Below are 18,685 nucleotides of genomic sequence, written 5' to 3'. Positions count from 1 at the left end.
GGTTATCCTGTGTTCTGCCAAACTCGTGGCCGGGTGTGCGTACGCGCGGACAGGGTCCGAGACGGTGATCCGGTCTCGGTGGTGGTGTAGCCGCACCACCTCCGAGCCCGGTGTAATTCACTGGTCGGTGGGTCTATCAGCTCCCTCCACATATGCGCGGGCACGAGCCGCGTCCACACCTTTCCCGGTATGCCACGACTGCCATTCCGCCTGGCCGGAGAAGGTTCCGTCGAGAAGTTCGGTGCGCAGCGCCCGGGTCCATTCGGCCTCCGCTTCCAGCACTGCCAGCCCGTACTCGGATTCGATGAGGAAAAGCCTGGGCAGCGTCCCGGAGAGCTCGGCGAACTCCTTTTTCACCTGCGCGATCTGTTCCCGCAGCGCGCTGAGCCGCCTGCCCAGCAACTCCGCGACTTCGTCCGGGGGGAGCGCCGCCAGTATCGACAGGCCGGCGATATAGCGGCCACGTTCGGGCTGCGGTTCGGCGATCAGCTCCCGGGTCCAGTCCACGAGTTCGGCCCGGCCGGCCTCGGTGATCCGGTAGATCACCCGTTCGGGCCGCGCACCCTCCCGTTCGCTGCCCACCACCTCGAGAAAACCGGCCTTGGCCAGGTTCTGCACAACCGTGTACAGCGACCCCCACTTGATATCCATATCCCGGTCTTTGCCGTACTCCCGCAGCCGCGCCGCGATCTGGTACCGGTGCATGGACTCGTCCCGCATCACGGCGAGCACGGCCAGCGCGAGCAGGTTGTTCACCTTGCGCTTCTTCGCCACCGCAACCTCCTTACTCGTCTACGAATATACGTCTACGAGCAACCTGGTTCAACAGTCACTCCACTGCGGCGGTCTCCACCGCGCGGTATATCGATGGGCCGGCCACGCCCGCTACGCGCCGGTCGGCCGGTCCGCCGGAGGGGACCCCCCGGGGAGCTCGACCGCCGTGCTGTCGTCCAACGCGCGTATCTTCGGCGGGACATCGAGTTTGTGAATATCGCCGAACTGGCCGAATACGGCGTACCCCTCGTCCACCAGGTTTTGGTACAGCTCCGCGAAGTGTTTGTCCCGCCGCTGATTACATTCCAGGGAGACTTCCTGCACCGGAGTCTCAGCTCCCTTGATCGCGGGATCGTTCGTTTCGCGCATCAGCCAGTGCTCATCACCTTCGCGGAACTGCCCATCGAAGCCGGTGTGGGCGTACTCGCGGGCCATCAAATCGTTGAACGTGTGCCGAGCATCCATGCCCTTGGGCATATGCGGGGCGAACCTGTCGAGCGTCTCACTCAGATACGTATCCATATCGAGAGCGGGCTCCCCGGCATCGAGCGCCTTCTTCCGCGCCGCGAGCGCCTGCGGCATCTGGCGTAGTACGTAATACCCGAGAACATGCTCCGGTCGATGGTTTTGCAGTAGCGCCGCGAACTGGAGGCCCTCGCCCTCTTCCCCCGATACGACCTTGACGCGCTCCACTTTCCCTTTGAGGACGATAGCCGCGACCTCACCTCGTTCGGACGCGAACACCCTCTCGAGAAGGGAGTCGTATACCTTCCGGAAACCAGCCGGCACATCCGGCACTCGTCCTTCGACGATTATGATGCGTTTTTTTCCCGCGGTCGCCCGGATCCACTCATCCAGGTGCCACATCAAAGCCCTGGATTGCGCAAGGTTGTAATTTTTGTTGTGCACCGTCGACGCGTACACATTATCGCCCGCGTAGAGCAACCAATGGGATCGCCGGTCTCCCTCACCGCTCGTGAGCCGGGCCTGCACCTTGTTGTCGAATATGCTGGAGAGCCGCTTCCGGGCGGCCTCCTCGAGGCCATCTGCCGTATCCGCTGCCTCTCGCAAAACTTTCCCAACATTTGTGGGGTAACTGTGGACGACCCGGCCCATGCTGACGCCTGCCTCCAATGCTCGGATGCGCATCATTTCGACGACCCTGTGAATGCCGGACATGGCGGCCATTTTCACCTATACACACACAGTTGCGATGAACAGTAGGTCCCGGAGTTGGCAACAGCGACATCAGGAATCGGGCAATAGGTGTTCCGGGCGGACGCCCCGCGGCGAAAGGTCACCCACGCTCGAGCAGATGAGGTGGTGCGGCCTGGCGCCACGAATCGTGGATTATGGCCCATAATTCGTCGTGGTCGTCGAGGGCGGACAGCCGCACCCGGACCCACGCGTTCCCCGATTCGTGACCGGCGATCCAGAACTTGTCGGGTTCGGCGACCACCAGTTCGTCACGGTCGATGATCGGGCAGCGCACGGCCATCGAGGTTTCGTCTTCCGGAAGTGTGAGGAACAGCCGGCGTTCCACTCGGAAGATCGGCATCCCCCAGGCGAACTCTTCGCTGGTTCCCGGCAGCGAAAGAGCAAAGGCGCGAACATCATCCCCGGTCGCAGTCATGGACGTGAATTGTGCCCGGGAGCACCGACAAACGTTTCCGTGCCGGATCGACGCGATGCCCGGTCAGCCACCGGCCACTGTCCCCGCGAGTTCGACCCCGGCCCGATCCAGTTGGCGCAGCGCCGAATCGACCGTCGCCGGGGCGACGCCCGCGGTCAAGCCGAGCAGCACCCGGGTGGAGAAACCGGCCGCGGCCGAATCCAGGGCGGTGGCCCGGACACAGTGGTCGGTGGCGATTCCGACGATATCCACGGAATCGATATCGCGTGCCCGCAGCCAGTCGGCCAGGGCGGTGCCGTCGGGCGCGGCGCCTTCGAAACCCGAATAGGCGGCCGAATACTCACCCTTCGAGAAGATCTCCTGCACGGCGCCGGTATCGAACCCGGGATGGAACTCCGCGCCGGGCGTGCCGACCCGGCAGTGCGGCGGCCAGCTGTCCACGAAATCGGGGGTATCGGAGAAATGCGCGCCCGGATCTACGTGATGGTCGCGAGTGGCCACCACCACGTCGTACTCGGAGTCGCGCAGGTACTCGCTGATCAGCCCGGCGACCCGGGCGCCGCCCGCCACCGCCAGGGAACCCCCCTCGCAGAAATCATTCTGCACATCGACGACGACCAGCGCGCGTTTCATACTGTCAGTTTCCTCTTCGCGTGCGGTTCAGGCCACAAATGTGGTCGGCACCGCCGGATCGCCGTCCGATAGTTTGAGGCCCTCCCAGGGCAGGCTCACCAGTCCCCGCGCCACCAGGTCCCGGGATTCGGCCAGCGGCGGCCGGTCGAGCAACTTGCCGCCGCGCACCAGCGGGACCATCAGATCCCGTACTTCGAGACCATCGGCATCCGGGGTCCGGCCGGTCGCCGGGTAGACGATCTCTTCGAGGATCGTGCCGGTGGACCGTGCCAGGCGCACTGCCCGTTTCGCGCCGCCCCGGGATTCCTTGTGACTCGACCGCTTGGCCACCGGCACACCGTCCACCTCGACCAGCTTGTACACCATGCCCGCGGTCGGGGCCCCCGACCCGATCACCAACTGGGTGCCCACCCCATAGGCATCGACGGGTTCGGCCCGCAAGGCCGCGATCGCGTACTCGTCGAGATCACCGGAAACGACGATCCGGGTGTTGCGGGCGCCGAGATCGTCCAGTTGCCGGCGGACCTGGCGGGCCAGTTCGCCCAGGTCACCGGAGTCGATCCGGACGGCACCCAGCTCCGGCCCGGCCACCTGTACCGCCAGTGCCACACCGCGAGTGATATCGAAGGTGTCGACCAGCAGCGTGGTGCCGGAGCCCAGCGCCGCGACCTGACTGCGGAAGGCTTCGATCTCGTGCGCACCGTCGCGGCCGCTGTGTACCAAGGTGAACGCATGCGCACTGGTACCCGCGCCCGGCACCCCGTAGCGGCGCACGGCCTCCAAATTGGAGGTCGCGTGGAAACCGGCAAGGTACGCGGCCCGCGCACTCGCCGGCGCGGCCTGTTCGTGGGTGCGGCGCGAGCCCATCTCGATCATGCGGCGCCCGGCCGAGGCACTCACCATCCGCGCGGCCGCGGACGCGACGGCACTGTCGTGGTTCAGTACCGACAGCGCGAGCGTCTCCAGCACTACGCATTCGGCGAACGAACCGGTCACCGACAGAATCGGTGAACCCGGAAAATACAATTCGCCTTCCGCGTAGCCGTCGATATCACCCGTGAAACGGTAATCCCGCAGCCAATCGACGGTCGCGGCGTCCAGGAACCCGGCGGCGATTTCCAACTCCGCCTCGCCGAACCGGAATCGCGCGAGGGCGTCGAGCAGGCGGCCCGTACCGGCTACCACGCCGTAACGGCGGCCGTGCGGCAAACGCCGGGCGAACACCTCGAAGGTGCACCGTCGAGCCGCCGAACCATCGGCCAGCGAAGCTGCCAGCATGGTGAGCTCATATTGGTCGGTCAGCAGGGCGGTACTGCCGGCCGTATCGCGCGGGTCCACGGTTGTTCACTGTAAACAGGCCGGGCCCGGGACCGCCGAAAGCATCCCGGCGCGGCCGGGACGGCACCATTCCGGACAGGGACTTTCCGGGCGTTGTGCCACGAAGTTCGCCCATTATCCACGGTGGCCCGGAGGCAGGCGTATTCTCGCTGCTCCGGGTGTTGTGAATTACTCCTCGAGTCGTACCCTTGGATTCATGGCCTTGTGCAAGACAGCACCCCGCTCCCGGACGATCGTGGTCCGCGCAGGCGCCGCCGGCGCCGCGTTGTCGGCGGCACAGGCGACCCCCGAGGCAGTGGAAGCCACCGAGATCCTGGAGGCAGAGGACCGCCCGTGGGTCACGGTGGTGTGGGACGATCCGGTCAACCTCATGCACTACGTCGCCTATATCTTCCAGAAGCTGTTCGGCTACAGCAAAGCCAAGGCGACCGAGTTGATGCTCAAGGTGCACAACGAGGGCAAGGCGGTCGTATCGTCCGGTTCGCGGGACAAAATGGAACAGGATGTCCGCCGGCTGCACGCGGCCGGGCTGTGGGCGACCATGCAACGAGACGACTGATCGGACGGTTACCGTAGCGACGTGCGTAAATGGAGCCGGAAGAACTCATTGAGCGGTCTCAAACTGCGGTCGGAGATGGACGCGCGCGAAGCGAGCGTGCTGCGCTCGCTGGTCGGCGCTGTGTCCGGATTGCTGAGTGAGCGAGCGTCGTCGGCCCCCGAGGACGAACTCGCCGCCCTGACCGGACTGCGCAGCGGTAACACCGTCCCGCCGGACGATCCGCGACTCGCCCGGCTGCTGCCCGAATTCCATCGCGCCGAACCCGGTTCCCCGGACGCGGACCGCGCCGACCTCAACAGCGCGCTACGCGGACTACACGAACCGGAGATCATCGACGAGAAACTCGCGGCCGCCGGGGTCGTCCTGCGTACCCTTCCCGAAGAGGGCGGCAAGATCGCACTCACCCCGGAGGAAGCCGACGCCTGGCTCGCCGCGCTGACCGACGTCCGGCTGGCCCTGGGTGTGGTCCTGGAAATCGACGCCGACACTCCGGAGCAGTTCCCGCCCGACGACCCCCGCGCACCGCATCTGGATGTGTACCACTGGCTCACCTGGATGCAGGATTCACTACTGCAGGCGATGGCGCCGTGACCGGCGCACCCGGACCGCGTAACGCGCTCACCGATATCTCCGGTCTGCTGGTCGGCCACCACCATGTACTCGACCCGGACGCGACCCGCGGATCCGGCGCCGCCACCGGCTGCACCGTGGTCCGCGCGCCGGGCGGGGCGGTCGCCGCGGTCGATGTTCGCGGCGGCGGCCCGGGCACCCGGGAGACGGATCTCCTCGACCCCGCGAACACGGTGCGGCAGGCGCACGCGATCCTGCTCACCGGCGGCAGCGCCTACGGCCTGGCCGCCGCGGACGGCGTCATGCGCTGGCTGGAGGAACACGGCGAGGGCATCCCGATGGACCCGAGCGACCCCGGGCGGGTAGTGCCGATCGTGCCCGGTGCCGTCATATTCGATCTTCCGGTCGGCGACTGGTACACGCGGCCCACTGCCGAATTCGGTTATCACGCAGCCGAAGCCGCGGGACCGGACTTCCTGCGTGGTTGTGTCGGTGCCGGAGTCGGCGCGCAGGCGGGTGCCCTCAAAGGCGGGATCGGTAGCGCGAGTATCCGGCTCGAGGACGGGGCGGCAGCCGGGGTCACGGTGGGCGCGCTGGTGGTCGCGAACCCGGTGGGTTCGGTTTTCGATCCGCGTACCGGGTTGCCGTGGGGAGTCGGGACGGACGGCCCTGAATTCTCCGGGCTGCGGCGGGCCGGCGAGGAACAGCTGGCGGCGGCCAACGCGCTGCCGGTGAAGAGCACTGTCCTCAACACCACGATCGGAGTAGTGGCGACCGACGCGCCGCTGGACCCGCTGGGATGCCGGCGGCTGGCCACCACCGCGCACGACGGGCTGGCACGGGCGGTGCGGCCGGCGCATTCGCCGCTCGACGGGGATACGTTCTTCGCGCTGGCGACGGGGACGGCGACACCGACGGGATTGCCCGCGCTACCGGCGGCGTTTCCCGGTGACCTGCCGCTGGTCGACGAGTTGTGCACGGCGGCGGCGGTCTGTGTGGAGCGGGCGGTGGTGGATGCGATTCTGTCCGCGGTGTCGGTGGCGGGGATACCGGCGTACAGGGAGCTGTTCGGGGGGTGATGGCGCTGGCCTACGCCAGCGTGGAGTCGGTCTGTCAGGGCGGGAAGGCGGGCCGGGCCGTGAAGATGGGGAGGTGAGCCGGGCCCTGAAGGCGGGAACGTGAGCCCGGCCGCGAAGGTTGCTGTATTTTTTGGCGCCGCCTGCGGCGTCGCGGGTTCGGGGCCCCCTTGGTCTCGTTCTTCACTCCCGACGGTCGGTCGCTGCGCTCCCTCCCTCTGGTCGCTCCAGAACGAGACGGGCCCCGAACCACCAACGCGGACCGGCCGCATGCGGGAAACGGGGGTGCGGTCGGACGCGGACCGGCTGGCGGTAGGGGATCAAACGCGCCGGGGGCGACGGCTGGAGTCGATGCGGGGGATCAGGTGGAGTCGCGTGTGCAGGAAGCGGGTGGAGTCGCGTGCGGACAGGTCTGTAGACGGATCTGGCGGGCTGGGCGGCGGTGTTGAGCAGGTTGGAACGGGGTGGGTTCAGAGCGGTGAGGGGCGCTGGGATCGGCGGCTGGGGGCGTTCGGTCGGGGCCGGCGGGCGGGGGGTGTGCGGCGGGCCGGGAATAGGTGAATATCCTCGGTGGTTGTCGGCTGTGATGGGTCGGCGAAGGGCCGAGACGATATGCGGAGAGGTTCGATTGTGCTCGTGATCAGGGCCGACCTGGTGGATTCCATGGTGGCGCACGCTCGCGCGGACCATCCCGACGAGGCCTGCGGGGTTATCGCGGGGCCCGAGGGGTCGGACCGTCCGGAACGTTTCGTGGCGATGCTGAATGCCGAGCGTTCACCGACCTTCTACCGGTTCGATTCCGGTGAACAACTGAAGGTGTGGCGGGCGATGGACGACGCGGACGAGGAGCCGGTGGTGATCTACCACTCGCACACCGCCACCGAGGCCTATCCGAGCCGCACCGATATCTCCTACGCTTCCGAGCCCGGCGCGCACTATGTGCTGATCTCCACCCGCGACCCGGAACGGCACGAGCTGCGCAGTTACCGGATCCTCGAGGGCGAGGTGACCGAGGAACCGGTCCAGATCGTCAACGCCTACGAATCCGCCTGACCACCACGATTTCCGACAGATAACACAGCGAGGAGTACCCATGCCGGTCACCGTGTCCATTCCGACCATCATGCGCACCCACACCGGTGGCGAGAAACGCGTCGAGGCCAAGGGGTCCACGCTCGCCGCGGTGATCGACGATCTGGAGACCAACCATCCCGGTCTGGCCGAGCGGCTGCTCAACGAGGGCAAACTGAACCGCTACGTCAATATCTACGTCGACGACGAAGATGTCCGGTTCTCCGGCGGCCTCGAGACCACGGTCGGCGAAGGTGCGACGGTGACGATTCTCCCGGCCGTCGCGGGCGGGGCCTGACGCTCCGGTGGCGCGCTACGAATCCCTGATCGCCACCCTCGGCGATACGCCGCTGGTCGGTCTGCGCAATCTCTCGCCCCAGTGGGAGGGCGATCTGCCGGTACGCCTGTGGGCCAAACTCGAGGACCGCAACCCCACCGGCTCCATCAAGGACCGCCCGGCACTGCGCATGATCGAACAGGCCGAAACCGACGGACGGCTCACCCCCGGCTGCACGATCCTGGAGCCCACCAGCGGGAATACCGGGATCTCGCTGGCCATGGCGGCGAAACTCAAGGGCTACCGCCTGGTATGCGTGATGCCGGAGAACACCTCGGTGGAACGGCGTCAGCTGCTCACCATGTTCGGCGCCGAGATCATCGATTCGCCCGCCGCCGGCGGCTCCAACCAGGCGGTGGCCAAGGCCAAGGAGATCGCCGCGGCGAATCCGGACTGGGTGATGCTGTACCAGTACGGCAACCCGGCCAACGCCCTGGCCCACTACGAGACGACCGGTCCGGAGATCCTCGCCGATCTGCCCGAGATCACCCATTTCGTCGCCGGCCTGGGCACCACCGGCACCCTGATGGGGACCGGCCGGTTCCTGCGCGAAAAGGTCGCGGGTATCGAGATCGTCGCCGCGGAACCCCGCTACGGCGAACTGGTCTACGGCCTGCGCAACATCGACGAAGGTTTCATCCCCGAACTGTACGACGAATCCGTCCTGACCAGCCGGTTCTCCGTCGGCCCCTACGATGCCGTCCGCCGGACCCGCGAGCTGGTCCTGGAAGAAGGCATCTTCGCCGGAATCTCCACCGGCGCGATCCTGCACGCGGCCCTGGGGGTGGCCCGCAAGGCGATCACCGCCGGAAAGCGCGCCGATATCGCTTTCGTCGTCGCCGACGGCGGCTGGAAATACCTGTCCACCGGGGCCTACGACGGCACTCTCGAGGAAGCCGAGGAACGCCTCGAAGGGCAGCTCTGGGCTTGAGTGTGTTCTCGCGGCGCATCCGATGCCGCGGGGCTCGGACCGTAACCACGGAAATTGCGGGCCAAGGCCCGAACCCGCGGCGCCGGAGGCGGCGCAAGAAAACACAGTACCCTCGGAATCAGTACGGCCGCGGCTCGGCGCGCTGAGGAGGAGATCGTCATGACCGGTGGCGCACCGCTGGGCGCTTCATTCGACCCAGACCGTATCTCCGCCCTGAGGCCCGGCCCAGGCAATGCACCCGGGACCCCGCCGCCCGGCTCCCGGTTCACCGCTACCCGCCGCACCTGGTCCCTGGCCGGTGTCCTGACCTTCGCCTTCCTGGTCCTGCTGTATCTGATCGAGTTCGTCGACTCGATGATCGACTACTGCATCGACTGCACATCCGGGATCGAGCCCCGCGAGGTCGACGGTCTGGACGGTATCCTCTTCGCTCCCCTGCTGCACGGCAGCTGGGACCATCTGCTCGGCAATACCCTGCCCGTACTGATCCTCGGGTTCCTGACCCTGGCCACCGGTATCCGGCGGGGACTGGCGGCCACCGCGATCGTGTGGATCGTCGCCGGCGTGGGTACCTGGCTCACCGGCGGCACACATACTGTGCACATCGGGGCGTCGTCGCTCGTTTTCGGCTGGCTCACCTATCTGATCTGCCGCGGCTGGTTCGCCCGGCAGGTCGGCCAGATCGTGCTCGGTCTGGTGGTGCTCGTCTTCTATGGATCCCTGCTATGGGGCGTCATCCCAGGTCAGGACGGAATATCGTGGCAGGGGCACCTTTTCGGCGCGATGGGTGGACTGTTCGCCGGCTGGGTACTCTCCAGTGATGAACGTCGACATCGCCGACAACTGCGCACCGGGCCGCTCGCCTCGCCTCGGTGACCGCGGATGCGGCCAGTATTTTCGGGGGATGCCGTCTTGAATCGGGAAACATCGTGGCAGCATGGGGACATGCGCCTCACGGTCCTCGGGTGCTCGGGCAGTGTGTCCGGCCCGGATTCCCCAGCGTCGGGATATCTGCTCACCGGTCCGGATATGTCGCCGGTCGTCATCGATTTCGGTCCGGGGATCCTCGGTGCGCTGCAGCGATACGCCGATCCGGGCGAGGTCGACATCTTCCTCACCCATCTGCACGCCGATCACTGCCTGGATCTGCCCGGGCTGCTCGTCTGGCGGCGCTACCACCCGAGTCCGCCCACCGGGCTGGCTGTCGTCCGCGGTCCGTCCGACGCACCGGTGCGGATCGGTAATGCCTCGGCCGAGGTCGGCGGCGAATGCGACGACTGGTCCGATGTGATCGATTTCCGTGCCTGGACAGAAGGGGAAACCGTCGAGTTCGGTCCCGGCCACACGATCACCGCGCGGCGGATGTTCCATCCGCCGGAGTCGTACGGTCTGCGGATCGTCACCGCCACGGGTCGCACTTTCGTCTACACCGGTGATACCGCGGTCTGTCCCGCGGTCCAGGATCTGGCCCAGGGCGCGGATGTTCTCATGGCCGAGGCCTCGTGGACCCATGACCCCGCGAATCGTCCCGAGGGCATACATCTTTCGGGTACCGAAGCCGGCCGTATCGCCGCCACGGCCGGAGTCGGGGAACTCCTGCTCACCCATATTCCGCCCTGGACCTCCCGCGAGGACGTTATCGCCGAAGCCAAGGCCGAGTTCACCGGCCCGGTTCACGCCGTAACCCCCGGCGAGATCTTCGACCTCTAGCCCCAGGCACCGCCGGGCCGGGGTCTCCCACTACGCTGAGCGCGTGTCGAGACGAGCCGATGGCAGGGCGGACGACGAACTCCGCGAGGTACGGATAACCCGAGGTTTCACCACGCATCCGGCCGGTTCGGTGCTGGTCGAGTTCGGGCAGACGCGGGTGATGTGCACGGCCAGCGTCACCGAGGGCGTACCGCCCTGGCGACGTGATTCCGGATTGGGCTGGCTCACCGCCGAATACGCGATGCTGCCGGCCGCCACGCACACCCGCAGCAGCCGGGAATCGGTCAAGGGGAAAGTCGGCGGACGCACCCAGGAGATCAGCCGGCTGGTCGGGCGGTCGCTACGCGCCTGTATCGACCTGGCCGCGATCGGGGAGAACACCATCGCCGTCGACTGTGATGTGTTGCAGGCCGACGGCGGCACCCGCACCGCGGCCATCACCGGCGCCTACGTCGCACTGTCCGATGCCGTCACTTATCTCGGCGCCGCGGGCGGCCTGGCCGACCCGCAGCCGATCTCCTGTGCGATCGCCGCGGTCAGCGTCGGCGTGGTGGACGGCCGGGTCCGGCTGGATCTGCCCTACGAGGAGGATTCGCGCGCCGAGGTCGATATGAATGTCGTCGCCACCGATACCGGCACGCTGGTGGAGATCCAGGGCACGGGCGAGGGCGCGACCTTCCCGCGGTCCACACTCGACAAATTGCTGGATTCCGCGCTGGCGGGCTGCGAGCAGCTGTTCGTCGTGCAGAAGGAAGCGCTCGCTCTCCCCTATCCCGGGGTACTGCCGGAGACGCCCGAACCGGCCAAGAAGAAGTGATGAAGCGCCGGGTTCTGCTCGCCAGCCGCAACGCCAAGAAACTGAACGAACTGCGCCGGATCCTGGACGAGGCGGGGGTGTCCGGTCTCGAGATCGTCGGTCTCGACGATGTCCCGGAATACCCGGAGGCGCCGGAGACCGGGGCCACATTCGAGGAGAACGCGCTGGCCAAGGCTCGCGACGGGGCCGCGGCCACCCGGTTGCCGTGTATCGCCGACGATTCGGGGATCGCGGTGGACGCGCTGAACGGTATGCCGGGAGTGCTGTCGGCCCGCTGGTCCGGCCGGCACGGTGACGATGCCGCGAACAATGCGCTGCTGCTGGCCCAGCTGTCAGATGTTCCCGATGATCGCCGGGGCGCGAACTTCGTCTCGGCCTGTGCGCTGGTGATCCCGGCCGGCGCCGAGATCGTGGTGCGCGGCGAATGGCCGGGAACAGTCGCCCGGGCCCCGCAGGGCGACGGCGGTTTCGGCTACGACCCGCTGTTCCATCCGGACGGCGGTGCACTGAGCGCGGCTCAGCTCACCCCGGCACAAAAAGATGCCGCATCGCACCGGGGTCGCGCGCTGGCCAAGTTGCTACCGGCGCTCACCGCGCTGGCCGGCTGAACCTCGCGGGTCCAGTGCCCAGTTCACGCGACCCGGCCCGCCCCGCCTGTCCGCGACGGGTTTCGGTCACACCCCGAAATCGCGTTTGACCTGCTGGGTGTTGCGATGCTCGACGAAGAACGACAGCAGCGGAATCGTGCCCGCGAGCAGCGTGCCGACAGTGCGTTTGATCGGCCAGCGCACCTTCACCGCGAGGTCGGCGGTGAGGATCAGATAGATGAAGTACGCCCAGCCGTGCACCATGGCGATCCACGACGGCGTATCGACCCCGAATCCGTACTGCGCGATCATCTCGGCGGTGAGCAGCAGCAGCCACAGACCGGTGGTCCACGCGAGGACGCGGTAGCGCAGCAGCGCCCCCGCGATCTTGCGGTCGCCGGTGGGGCGGGCCGCGACGGATTCGGGGGCGGTGGTGGTTTCCTCGCTGGCGGTCAACCCGCGCTCCTCTCAGAATCGCGGGCTTCGGTGCCCGCCTGATTACCCGCGGTATCGCCGGCGGCGTTCAACCGGGCCAGGTAGCTGTTGTATTCGGCGAGCACCGGATCGGCGTCGTCGGCGGCTCGCGGTCGTTCGGGCAGGAATCCGGCCGGGATCTCGCGGGGCTCCCGGGCCGCGGCGGTCCGGCGTCGACCGAACAGGGCGGCCGGGCCGGACAGGGTCGCGGAGCCGACCGCGCCGGAAGTGTTCGATGGGCCGGTGACTCGATCGGCCGGCTCGCCTGCGGTGGTCCGGTCGAGGTCCTCGTCCGACTCCCGCTCCAACCGTACGAATCGGAAATAGGCGAACAGGGCGAACCCCGCGAACAAGGGCCACTGCATCGCGTACCCGAGATTCTGCGCTGTCCCGCTGGCCGAGGAGAACCGCTCCCACTGCCACCAGCCCAACGCCAGCGCCGCCACCGCGAGCACGACCACCAGGACGATCAGAGCCGGGCGGTGCACGGTGTGACGGGGCGTTTCGGACACGGCTACCACGGTACCCGTCTACTACACCGGCCGTAGTGTGAGGTGGGCATCGCGACAGCCGCCGTCGTCGCCGGTCAGAAGTCGTATACGACGCCGGTCATCCGCTCCGATTCCGACCACAGCCGCCGCCACAGATCGGTGTCCTTCGACAGCCGGGTCGACGGTGAGGCCTCCACCGGCCCCTGGGACTGGAACAGCCGGGTCGGACCCCAGTACGTCTGCGGATCGGCGTCCGGCATCGTCGCCGCGAACAGAGTGGAATGCGCCGCTTTCGCCGGTGCGTGCCCGACCAGCCGGATAACCGGTTTGCTTATCAGGTCCAGCGGGGTCTCGGTACGGGTGAACAGTTCCGTCGCCGAAACGCCGGGGTGCACGCCGTAGGACCGTTTCGCCGATCCGGCCGCGGCCAGCCGGCGCTGCAGTTCCCGCGCGAACATCAGGTTCGAGAGTTTGGCCTGCGCGTAGGCGAGGTTGCGCTGGTAGCGCCGGTGCTCGTAGTTCAGGTCGTCGACCCAGAATTTGGGGGTCTGCTTATGGGCGATACTGGCCAGCGTCACCACCCGGTCGCGTATCCGGTCCAGCAGCAGACCGGTGAGCGCGAAATGCCCGAGATGGTTCACTCCGAACTGGGTCTCGAAACCGTCGACGGTATGCGAGAAGGGCACGTTCATCAGACCCGCGTTGTTCACCAGCACATCGAATTCACCGGTGGCGTCGGCGAATTCGCGGATCGAGGACAGGTCGGCCAGATCGAGGCGGCGCACCTGGAGGTCGCCGCCGATCGTATCGGCGACTTCGCGCGCCTTGTCGGTGTTACGGCAGGCCATCACTACGGTGGCACCCTTACCGGCCAAGACCTTGGTGGTCTCGGCACCGAGGCCGCCGTTGGCTCCGGTGACGACGAAGGTACGCCCGCGCTGGTCGGGTATCTGATCAGGTTTCCACGCCATGGCCCGACCTTACTGCTGAGTAAGATCGCTGTGAAGTACCGGGACCCGGTGCCGACCGGCGGGTCGGCGCACACGCCGCGGATCGCACGGTTCCCGGCTCCGCGCACGGGTGTCGGTGCAGCGCAGTAGGCTGCCCGAGTGCCCGAACTTCCACCCGTATCGACCCTGCTGGCGACAGCCGTAACCGCGCTCGGCGGTAAGGAGCGCCCCGGTCAGATGACCATGGTGGCCGCGGTGGACAACGCCATCGAGACGAAACAGCATCTCGCGGTACAGGCCGGCACCGGCACCGGCAAATCCCTCGCCTATCTGGTACCCAGCCTTCGGTACGCGGTACGCACCGGTCGCACGGTGGTTGTCTCGACCGCCACCATCGCCCTGCAGCGGCAGTTGGTGGACCGGGATCTGCCCCGGCTCGCCCAGACCCTGGCGAAACCACTCGGGCGCCCACCCGAGTTCGCGATCCTCAAGGGGCGCAACAACTATCTTTGTTTGAACAAGATCAACAGCGCTATCCCGGAAGAACCCGCCGAAGCGGAACTCTTCGACGCGTTCGCGGTCTCCCGGCTCGGCCGTGAGGTCAAACGACTCAACGAATGGGCCTCCGATACCGAGACCGGCGATCGCGATGAACTCGCCCCGGGGGTGAGCGACCGCGCGTGGCGGCAGGTCAGTGTGTCCTCGCGGGAATGCCTGGGCAAATCCCGGTGCCCGTTCGGTCAGGACTGCTTCGCCGAACGCGCCCGCGCCGAATCCGCGCAGGCCGATGTGGTCGTCACCAATCACGCACTGCTGGCCATCGACGCCATCAGCGGTATCCAGGTCCTGCCCGAACACGATGTGGTTGTCGTCGACGAGGCGCACGAACTGGTCGATCGGGTCACCGGTGTGGCGACAGCCGAACTGTCGGCGACGGCCATCAGCGCCGCCGCCCGGCGTTGCGCCAAACTCATCGACGAACAGGAGGTCGACCGGCTCGAGGCCGCGGCCGAGGCCTGGCACGGCGCCCTCGAGGATCTCGGCCCGAGCCGCTGGGAAGTATTACCCAACGGAATCGGCCAGGTCCTCGCCCTGATCCGGGACGCCGCCTGGAACGCGCGCACCGCACTCAACCCGCAGGGCTCCAACGCTCCCGGCTCCGATCCGGAGGCCGCCGCCGGCCGCAATATGGCCGTCGCCGCTGTCGAGGAGATCCACGACAGCGCGGTCCGTGCCCTCACCGCCTTCGACGAACCCGATCCGGCGGCCCGTCGCGATGTGGTGTGGTTATCGGCCGATGAGATCCGCGGCGTCACCCGCCGCTCCCTGCATATGGCGCCCCTGGCCGTCGGCGGACTACTACGCAGCCAGTTGTTCGGTACGGCGACGGTCGTGCTGACCTCGGCGACTCTGCAGATCGGCGGTTCGTTCGACGGTTTGGCCCGCACCTGGGGGTTGCCGCCACAGTCGGGCGGCAAGGTCGATCCGGCCCTGGCCAACAGCGCGGAAGCCCCGAGCGATACGGATACCGTGCGCTGGACCTCGCTGGACGTCGGCTCACCGTTCGACCACGCGAAATCCGGGATCCTCTATGTCGCGAAGCATCTGCCCGCCCCCGGCCGGGATGGTCTACCCCCGGCCTATCTCGACGAGATCGAGCGGCTGGTATCCGCCGCGGGCGGCCGTACGCTCGGCCTTTTCTCCTCCATGCGCGCCGCGAAGGCCGCCTCGGAAGCGCTGCGCTCCCGGCTGAAAACGCCGATCCTGTGCCAGGGCGAGGATTCCACCGGCGCCCTGGTCCGCAAGTTCGCCGACGATCCGGAAACCTCCCTGTTCGGCACGCTGTCCCTCTGGCAGGGCGTCGACGTCCCCGGCCCGTCCCTGAGCCTGGTCATCCTGGACCGCATCCCCTTCCCCCGCCCCGACGATCCACTTCTGGCGGCCCGGCAACGCGCCGTCGAATCTCACGGCGGTAACGGCTTTCTCACTGTCGCGGCCAGCCACGCCGCACTCCTGCTGGCCCAGGGAACCGGCCGCCTACTGCGCAGCGTGGACGACCGCGGCGTCGTCGCCATCCTCGACCCCCGCCTGGCCACCGCCCGCTACGGCGGCTACCTGCGCGCATCCCTGCCCCCATACTGGGAAACCGCCGACCCGGAAATTGTGCTGAAGGCCCTCCACCGCCTCGACGCCGCCGCAACGGTCTGACACCGAACTTCCAGCAGCGCAGCCGATCTCAGCGCCATCACCGCCCCCGGCCGACCCGGCGGGGCTTATTTCCCTATTGCCAGCCGGTCCGCATGCAACCCCCACCCCCGTTTCCCCGCATGCGGACAGTCGGCCCACTTGTCACCTTCGCCGCCAAGCGCGCCGACAACAGCCCAACGAGCTACAGCACCCCTTTGAAGATCAGCGTGACCACCGCAGCAACGACCGCAGCACCCACAGACACCAACCCCCACGTCAGCCCCGTACGCGCCCACGGCCGCCCCGAGTCCACCGAGAGCCGCCCCGGCCCCGTGAACGCGATCACCAGCGCGACCACAGCGAAAAGCAGCCCCATTTCGTAGCCGCCGAGCAGTCCTTTGCTGAACCCCGTGTTCACGATGACGATCCCCGTCCCCAGGACGATCGCCGCGGCCAGCGGCGTGAACGCTCCGAGAGCCAGTAGCAGCCCGCCCGCGAATTCGCTGAGCCCGGCCAGCGTGCCGAATAGGCTGCCGGGGTTGAATCCCATCTTTTCGAAGCCCGCGTTGTTGGCTTCGAGCCCCTCACCACCGAACCAGCCGAACAGTTTTTGTGCGCCGTGGGTGGCGAACAGGAGTCCGAACACCACCCGCAGGATCAGCAGCCCGATGTCGCCGGACAGAGCCTGATCTCTGGTCGTGGTGTCATCGGTGCGGTCGAGCGTCGAACTGGCAGTCATCGGAACCCCTCATCTACGGCAGATCGTTAGCCACGGAAACAAACGGACCGAGGTCCGAATCCCATAGCTAGGTTAGCCTAACCTGCCGCGCCGCAGGCTATTCTGCGAGCAGGAAGAAATATCCGAGGAACACCAGAGTCAGCACCCACATCACCGGATGCACTTCCCGGAACCGGCCGCGCGCCACCATCACCACCGGATAGAAGATCATCCCCATGGCCAGGCCGTTCGCGATCGAATAGGTCAGCGGCATCATGACAATCGTGATGAACGCCGGCACCGCGAACTCCAGCCGGCTCCAGTCGATATCGCCCAGGGACCGCGCCATGAGCACCCCGACCACGATCAGCGCCGCCGCGGTCACCGCACCAGAACCCGCCACCACCGCGAATATCGGGAAGAAGAACATGGCCACCGCGAACCAGGCGGCGGTCACCACCGCGGTGAGCCCGGTCCGGCCGCCCGCGGAGACACCGGCCGTCGACTCCACATAGGCCGTTGTTGTCGATGTACCGATCACCGCGCCGGCCATGGTGCCCACCGCATCGGCAGACAGCGCGCTCGACGCTCGCGGCAGCTCACCCTTCGCGTTCAGCAGACCCGCCTGGTTCGCGACCCCGATCAACGTTCCCGACGCATCGAAGAAATCGACGAACAGCATGGTCAGCACCACCACCGCCATCTGCGCGGTGAACGCGTCGGGCAAGTGGATCACCGCTTGCCCGAAGGTTTCGTCGAGCCCGTGTGGAATAGCGGCCACCCCGTCCGGGATGTCCACCAGCCCAGTGATCATGCCGAGAGCCGCCGTCGCCACGATGCCGTACAGCACCGCCCCGTGCCAGCCACGCACCAGGAAGACAACGGTGAGTACCAGCCCGAACAAGGCCAGCGCGGTGGTGCCCTGGGTGAAATCACCGAGACCTACCAGGGTCGCCGGATCGGCCACCACGATCCCCGCGTTCTTGAGCCCGAGGAAAGCCACGAAGGTACCCACCCCCGCCGCGACCGCCAGTTTCAACTGCAGCGGGATCGCGTTGAGGATCTTCTCGCGGATCTTGGTGACAGCCAGAATGAAGAAGATCACGCCCGACAACAACGTCCCCGACAACGCGACCTGCCACGGGATCCCCATCCCCAGCACCACCGAGTACGCGAAGAACGCGTTCAACCCCATACCGGGGGCCAGCGCGATCGGATACCGCGCCCACAACCCCATCACCAGCGAACCCACCACCGCCGCCACCGCGGTCGCGGTGAACACCGCCTGGGTCGGAATGCCCTGCGCACCGAGGTCGCCCTGATCGCCGAGGATGGACGGATTGACCGCGAGCACGTAGCACATGGCCAGGAACGTCACCGTCCCCGCCATCAGCTCACGTCTCACCGTCGAGCCGTGAACTCCGATCCCGAAGAACGTATCGACCCGTCCGCGGGTCCGGGTCAGTAGACCTGTGGCCATCGGCCCTCCAGTCGCTCAGCGTTACCTATCCGTCCAGGCGCCGGCCACATTCGGGCGGAAGATCGAGCGGACCACGGCGACACCCGCCGGGTCCTTCCGTCGGCGTACCCGCTGGCCACCGTGACCGGCAGCTCCCACTCTGCGGGCAACCCTCCACCCGGTGCGGACGCAACGCCGGTCAGCGCCAGTGGAACGGTATCCGAAACTTGTTACGAACCGAAGTCCCTGCACCCCGACGCGCGAACCCCCAACCTCCGATAACCCCCCTCCCCACCGTTCCCCCCCTCCCGGGCGGGGCCCCCCCCGGGGCGGGGGGCGAGCGCGGCGCGCGGCCGCGCCGCGGGGGCGC

Annotated in this window: 21 protein-coding genes; 11 read left to right on the top strand and 10 right to left on the bottom strand. The window is 67.3% G+C overall.

Annotation, left to right across the window (positions count from 1 at the left end):
* Positions 1 to 117: 117 nt before the first annotated feature.
* The 5 genes from ABZ827_RS29765 to ABZ827_RS29745 all read right to left on the bottom strand — a co-directional run bounded on the left by ABZ827_RS29765 (position 118) and on the right by ABZ827_RS29745 (position 4,378).
* Positions 118 to 774 (bottom strand): PadR family transcriptional regulator, encoded by a 657-nt coding sequence (locus ABZ827_RS29765; RefSeq protein ID WP_357243862.1) that lies wholly within the window; start codon positions 772 to 774, stop codon positions 118 to 120.
* A 111-nt stretch (positions 775 to 885) separates the two neighbouring features.
* Entirely contained in the window at positions 886 to 1,962 is a 1,077-nt protein-coding gene (locus ABZ827_RS29760) for a hypothetical protein (protein WP_357243859.1), read from the bottom strand.
* Between the two features lie 109 nt (positions 1,963 to 2,071).
* Entirely contained in the window at positions 2,072 to 2,407 is a 336-nt protein-coding gene (locus ABZ827_RS29755) for an MmcQ/YjbR family DNA-binding protein (protein ID WP_357243856.1), read from the bottom strand.
* Between the two features lie 63 nt (positions 2,408 to 2,470).
* Positions 2,471 to 3,040 (bottom strand): nicotinamidase, encoded by a 570-nt coding sequence (locus ABZ827_RS29750; protein ID WP_357243853.1) that lies wholly within the window; start codon positions 3,038 to 3,040, stop codon positions 2,471 to 2,473.
* Positions 3,041 to 3,067: 27 nt separating this feature from the next.
* Complete coding sequence (locus ABZ827_RS29745; protein WP_357243850.1) at positions 3,068 to 4,378, bottom strand: nicotinate phosphoribosyltransferase; 1,311 nt, start codon at positions 4,376 to 4,378, stop codon at positions 3,068 to 3,070.
* A 196-nt stretch (positions 4,379 to 4,574) separates the two neighbouring features.
* On the opposite strand from ABZ827_RS29745, the gene clpS reads away from it, so the two are divergent.
* The 10 genes from clpS to rdgB all read left to right on the top strand — a co-directional run bounded on the left by clpS (position 4,575) and on the right by rdgB (position 12,057).
* Positions 4,575 to 4,937, top strand: coding sequence for an ATP-dependent Clp protease adapter ClpS (gene clpS / locus ABZ827_RS29740; protein WP_357243847.1), 363 nt, complete (start codon positions 4,575 to 4,577; stop codon positions 4,935 to 4,937).
* Between the two features lie 21 nt (positions 4,938 to 4,958).
* Entirely contained in the window at positions 4,959 to 5,528 is a 570-nt protein-coding gene (locus ABZ827_RS29735; RefSeq protein WP_357243844.1) for a DUF2017 domain-containing protein, read from the top strand.
* A complete protein-coding gene (locus tag ABZ827_RS29730; protein ID WP_357243840.1) occupies positions 5,525 to 6,586 on the top strand; it encodes a P1 family peptidase in 1,062 nt (353 codons plus the stop codon). Before ABZ827_RS29735 ends, ABZ827_RS29730 begins: the two co-directional genes overlap by 4 nt.
* Before the next feature lie 627 nt (positions 6,587 to 7,213).
* Complete coding sequence (locus tag ABZ827_RS29725) at positions 7,214 to 7,636, top strand: M67 family metallopeptidase (protein WP_357243837.1); 423 nt, start codon at positions 7,214 to 7,216, stop codon at positions 7,634 to 7,636.
* A 40-nt stretch (positions 7,637 to 7,676) separates the two neighbouring features.
* On the top strand, positions 7,677 to 7,952 hold the full coding sequence (locus ABZ827_RS29720) for a MoaD/ThiS family protein (protein ID WP_357243834.1): 276 nt from the start codon (positions 7,677 to 7,679) through the stop codon (positions 7,950 to 7,952).
* 7 nt (positions 7,953 to 7,959) lie between these two features.
* On the top strand, positions 7,960 to 8,922 hold the full coding sequence (locus ABZ827_RS29715) for a cysteine synthase (protein WP_357243831.1): 963 nt from the start codon (positions 7,960 to 7,962) through the stop codon (positions 8,920 to 8,922).
* A gap of 159 nt (positions 8,923 to 9,081) precedes the next feature.
* On the top strand, positions 9,082 to 9,798 hold the full coding sequence (locus ABZ827_RS29710) for a rhomboid family intramembrane serine protease (protein ID WP_357243828.1): 717 nt from the start codon (positions 9,082 to 9,084) through the stop codon (positions 9,796 to 9,798).
* Positions 9,799 to 9,867: 69 nt separating this feature from the next.
* The gene (locus ABZ827_RS29705; RefSeq protein ID WP_357243825.1) at positions 9,868 to 10,632 is read left to right on the top strand and encodes a cyclic nucleotide-degrading phosphodiesterase; all 765 of its coding nucleotides are present in this window, start codon (positions 9,868 to 9,870) and stop codon (positions 10,630 to 10,632) included.
* A gap of 43 nt (positions 10,633 to 10,675) precedes the next feature.
* Positions 10,676 to 11,449 (top strand): ribonuclease PH, encoded by a 774-nt coding sequence (gene rph, locus ABZ827_RS29700; RefSeq protein ID WP_357243822.1) that lies wholly within the window; start codon positions 10,676 to 10,678, stop codon positions 11,447 to 11,449.
* Positions 11,449 to 12,057 (top strand): RdgB/HAM1 family non-canonical purine NTP pyrophosphatase, encoded by a 609-nt coding sequence (gene rdgB, locus ABZ827_RS29695; protein ID WP_357243819.1) that lies wholly within the window; start codon positions 11,449 to 11,451, stop codon positions 12,055 to 12,057. Before rph ends, rdgB begins: the two co-directional genes overlap by 1 nt.
* 66 nt (positions 12,058 to 12,123) lie before the next feature.
* On the opposite strand, the gene ABZ827_RS29690 is transcribed toward rdgB, so the two are convergent.
* The 3 genes from ABZ827_RS29690 to ABZ827_RS29680 all read right to left on the bottom strand — a co-directional run bounded on the left by ABZ827_RS29690 (position 12,124) and on the right by ABZ827_RS29680 (position 13,972).
* Positions 12,124 to 12,423 carry a DUF3817 domain-containing protein gene (locus tag ABZ827_RS29690; RefSeq protein ID WP_357243949.1) on the bottom strand — a complete coding sequence of 100 codons (300 nt, stop codon included), beginning with the start codon at positions 12,421 to 12,423 and terminating at the stop codon, positions 12,124 to 12,126.
* A gap of 65 nt (positions 12,424 to 12,488) precedes the next feature.
* Positions 12,489 to 13,022, bottom strand: coding sequence for a transcriptional regulator (locus ABZ827_RS29685; RefSeq protein WP_357243816.1), 534 nt, complete (start codon positions 13,020 to 13,022; stop codon positions 12,489 to 12,491).
* A gap of 74 nt (positions 13,023 to 13,096) precedes the next feature.
* A complete protein-coding gene (locus ABZ827_RS29680; protein ID WP_357243813.1) occupies positions 13,097 to 13,972 on the bottom strand; it encodes an oxidoreductase in 876 nt (291 codons plus the stop codon).
* A 138-nt stretch (positions 13,973 to 14,110) separates the two neighbouring features.
* Between ABZ827_RS29680 and ABZ827_RS29675 the strand changes: the two genes are divergently transcribed.
* Positions 14,111 to 16,159 (top strand): ATP-dependent DNA helicase, encoded by a 2,049-nt coding sequence (locus ABZ827_RS29675; protein WP_357243809.1) that lies wholly within the window; start codon positions 14,111 to 14,113, stop codon positions 16,157 to 16,159.
* 181 nt (positions 16,160 to 16,340) lie between these two features.
* Here ABZ827_RS29675 and ABZ827_RS29670 read toward each other — a convergent pair whose 3' ends face one another.
* Together ABZ827_RS29670 and ABZ827_RS29665 are read right to left on the bottom strand one after the other, a co-directional pair.
* On the bottom strand, positions 16,341 to 16,877 hold the full coding sequence (locus ABZ827_RS29670; RefSeq protein WP_357243806.1) for a DoxX family protein: 537 nt from the start codon (positions 16,875 to 16,877) through the stop codon (positions 16,341 to 16,343).
* A 97-nt stretch (positions 16,878 to 16,974) separates the two neighbouring features.
* Positions 16,975 to 18,336, bottom strand: coding sequence for an NCS2 family permease (locus tag ABZ827_RS29665; RefSeq protein ID WP_357243803.1), 1,362 nt, complete (start codon positions 18,334 to 18,336; stop codon positions 16,975 to 16,977).
* Positions 18,337 to 18,685: the final 349 nt, after the last annotated feature.

It is taken from the genome of Nocardia sp. NPDC019395 (assembly GCF_040632335.1).
Lineage (GTDB): Bacteria > Actinomycetota > Actinomycetes > Mycobacteriales > Mycobacteriaceae > Nocardia.
The sequence above is the reverse complement of the archived record's forward strand: the minus strand, read 5'-3'. Positions and strand labels throughout refer to the sequence as shown.

Coding starts and splice junctions, on each gene's coding strand:
- rdgB (WP_357243819.1), top strand. CDS start 11,449: ATGAAGCGCCGGGTTCTGCTCGCCAGCCGCAACGCCAAGAAACTGAAC.
- ABZ827_RS29670 (WP_357243806.1), bottom strand. CDS start 16,877: ATGACTGCCAGTTCGACGCTCGACCGCACCGATGACACCACGACCAGA.
- ABZ827_RS29705 (WP_357243825.1), top strand. CDS start 9,868: ATGCGCCTCACGGTCCTCGGGTGCTCGGGCAGTGTGTCCGGCCCGGAT.
- ABZ827_RS29755 (WP_357243856.1), bottom strand. CDS start 2,407: ATGACTGCGACCGGGGATGATGTTCGCGCCTTTGCTCTTTCGCTGCCG.
- ABZ827_RS29720 (WP_357243834.1), top strand. CDS start 7,677: ATGCCGGTCACCGTGTCCATTCCGACCATCATGCGCACCCACACCGGT.
- ABZ827_RS29680 (WP_357243813.1), bottom strand. CDS start 13,972: ATGGCGTGGAAACCTGATCAGATACCCGACCAGCGCGGGCGTACCTTC.
- ABZ827_RS29710 (WP_357243828.1), top strand. CDS start 9,082: ATGACCGGTGGCGCACCGCTGGGCGCTTCATTCGACCCAGACCGTATC.
- clpS (WP_357243847.1), top strand. CDS start 4,575: ATGGCCTTGTGCAAGACAGCACCCCGCTCCCGGACGATCGTGGTCCGC.
- ABZ827_RS29760 (WP_357243859.1), bottom strand. CDS start 1,962: ATGGCCGCCATGTCCGGCATTCACAGGGTCGTCGAAATGATGCGCATC.
- ABZ827_RS29665 (WP_357243803.1), bottom strand. CDS start 18,336: ATGGCCACAGGTCTACTGACCCGGACCCGCGGACGGGTCGATACGTTC.
- ABZ827_RS29750 (WP_357243853.1), bottom strand. CDS start 3,040: ATGAAACGCGCGCTGGTCGTCGTCGATGTGCAGAATGATTTCTGCGAG.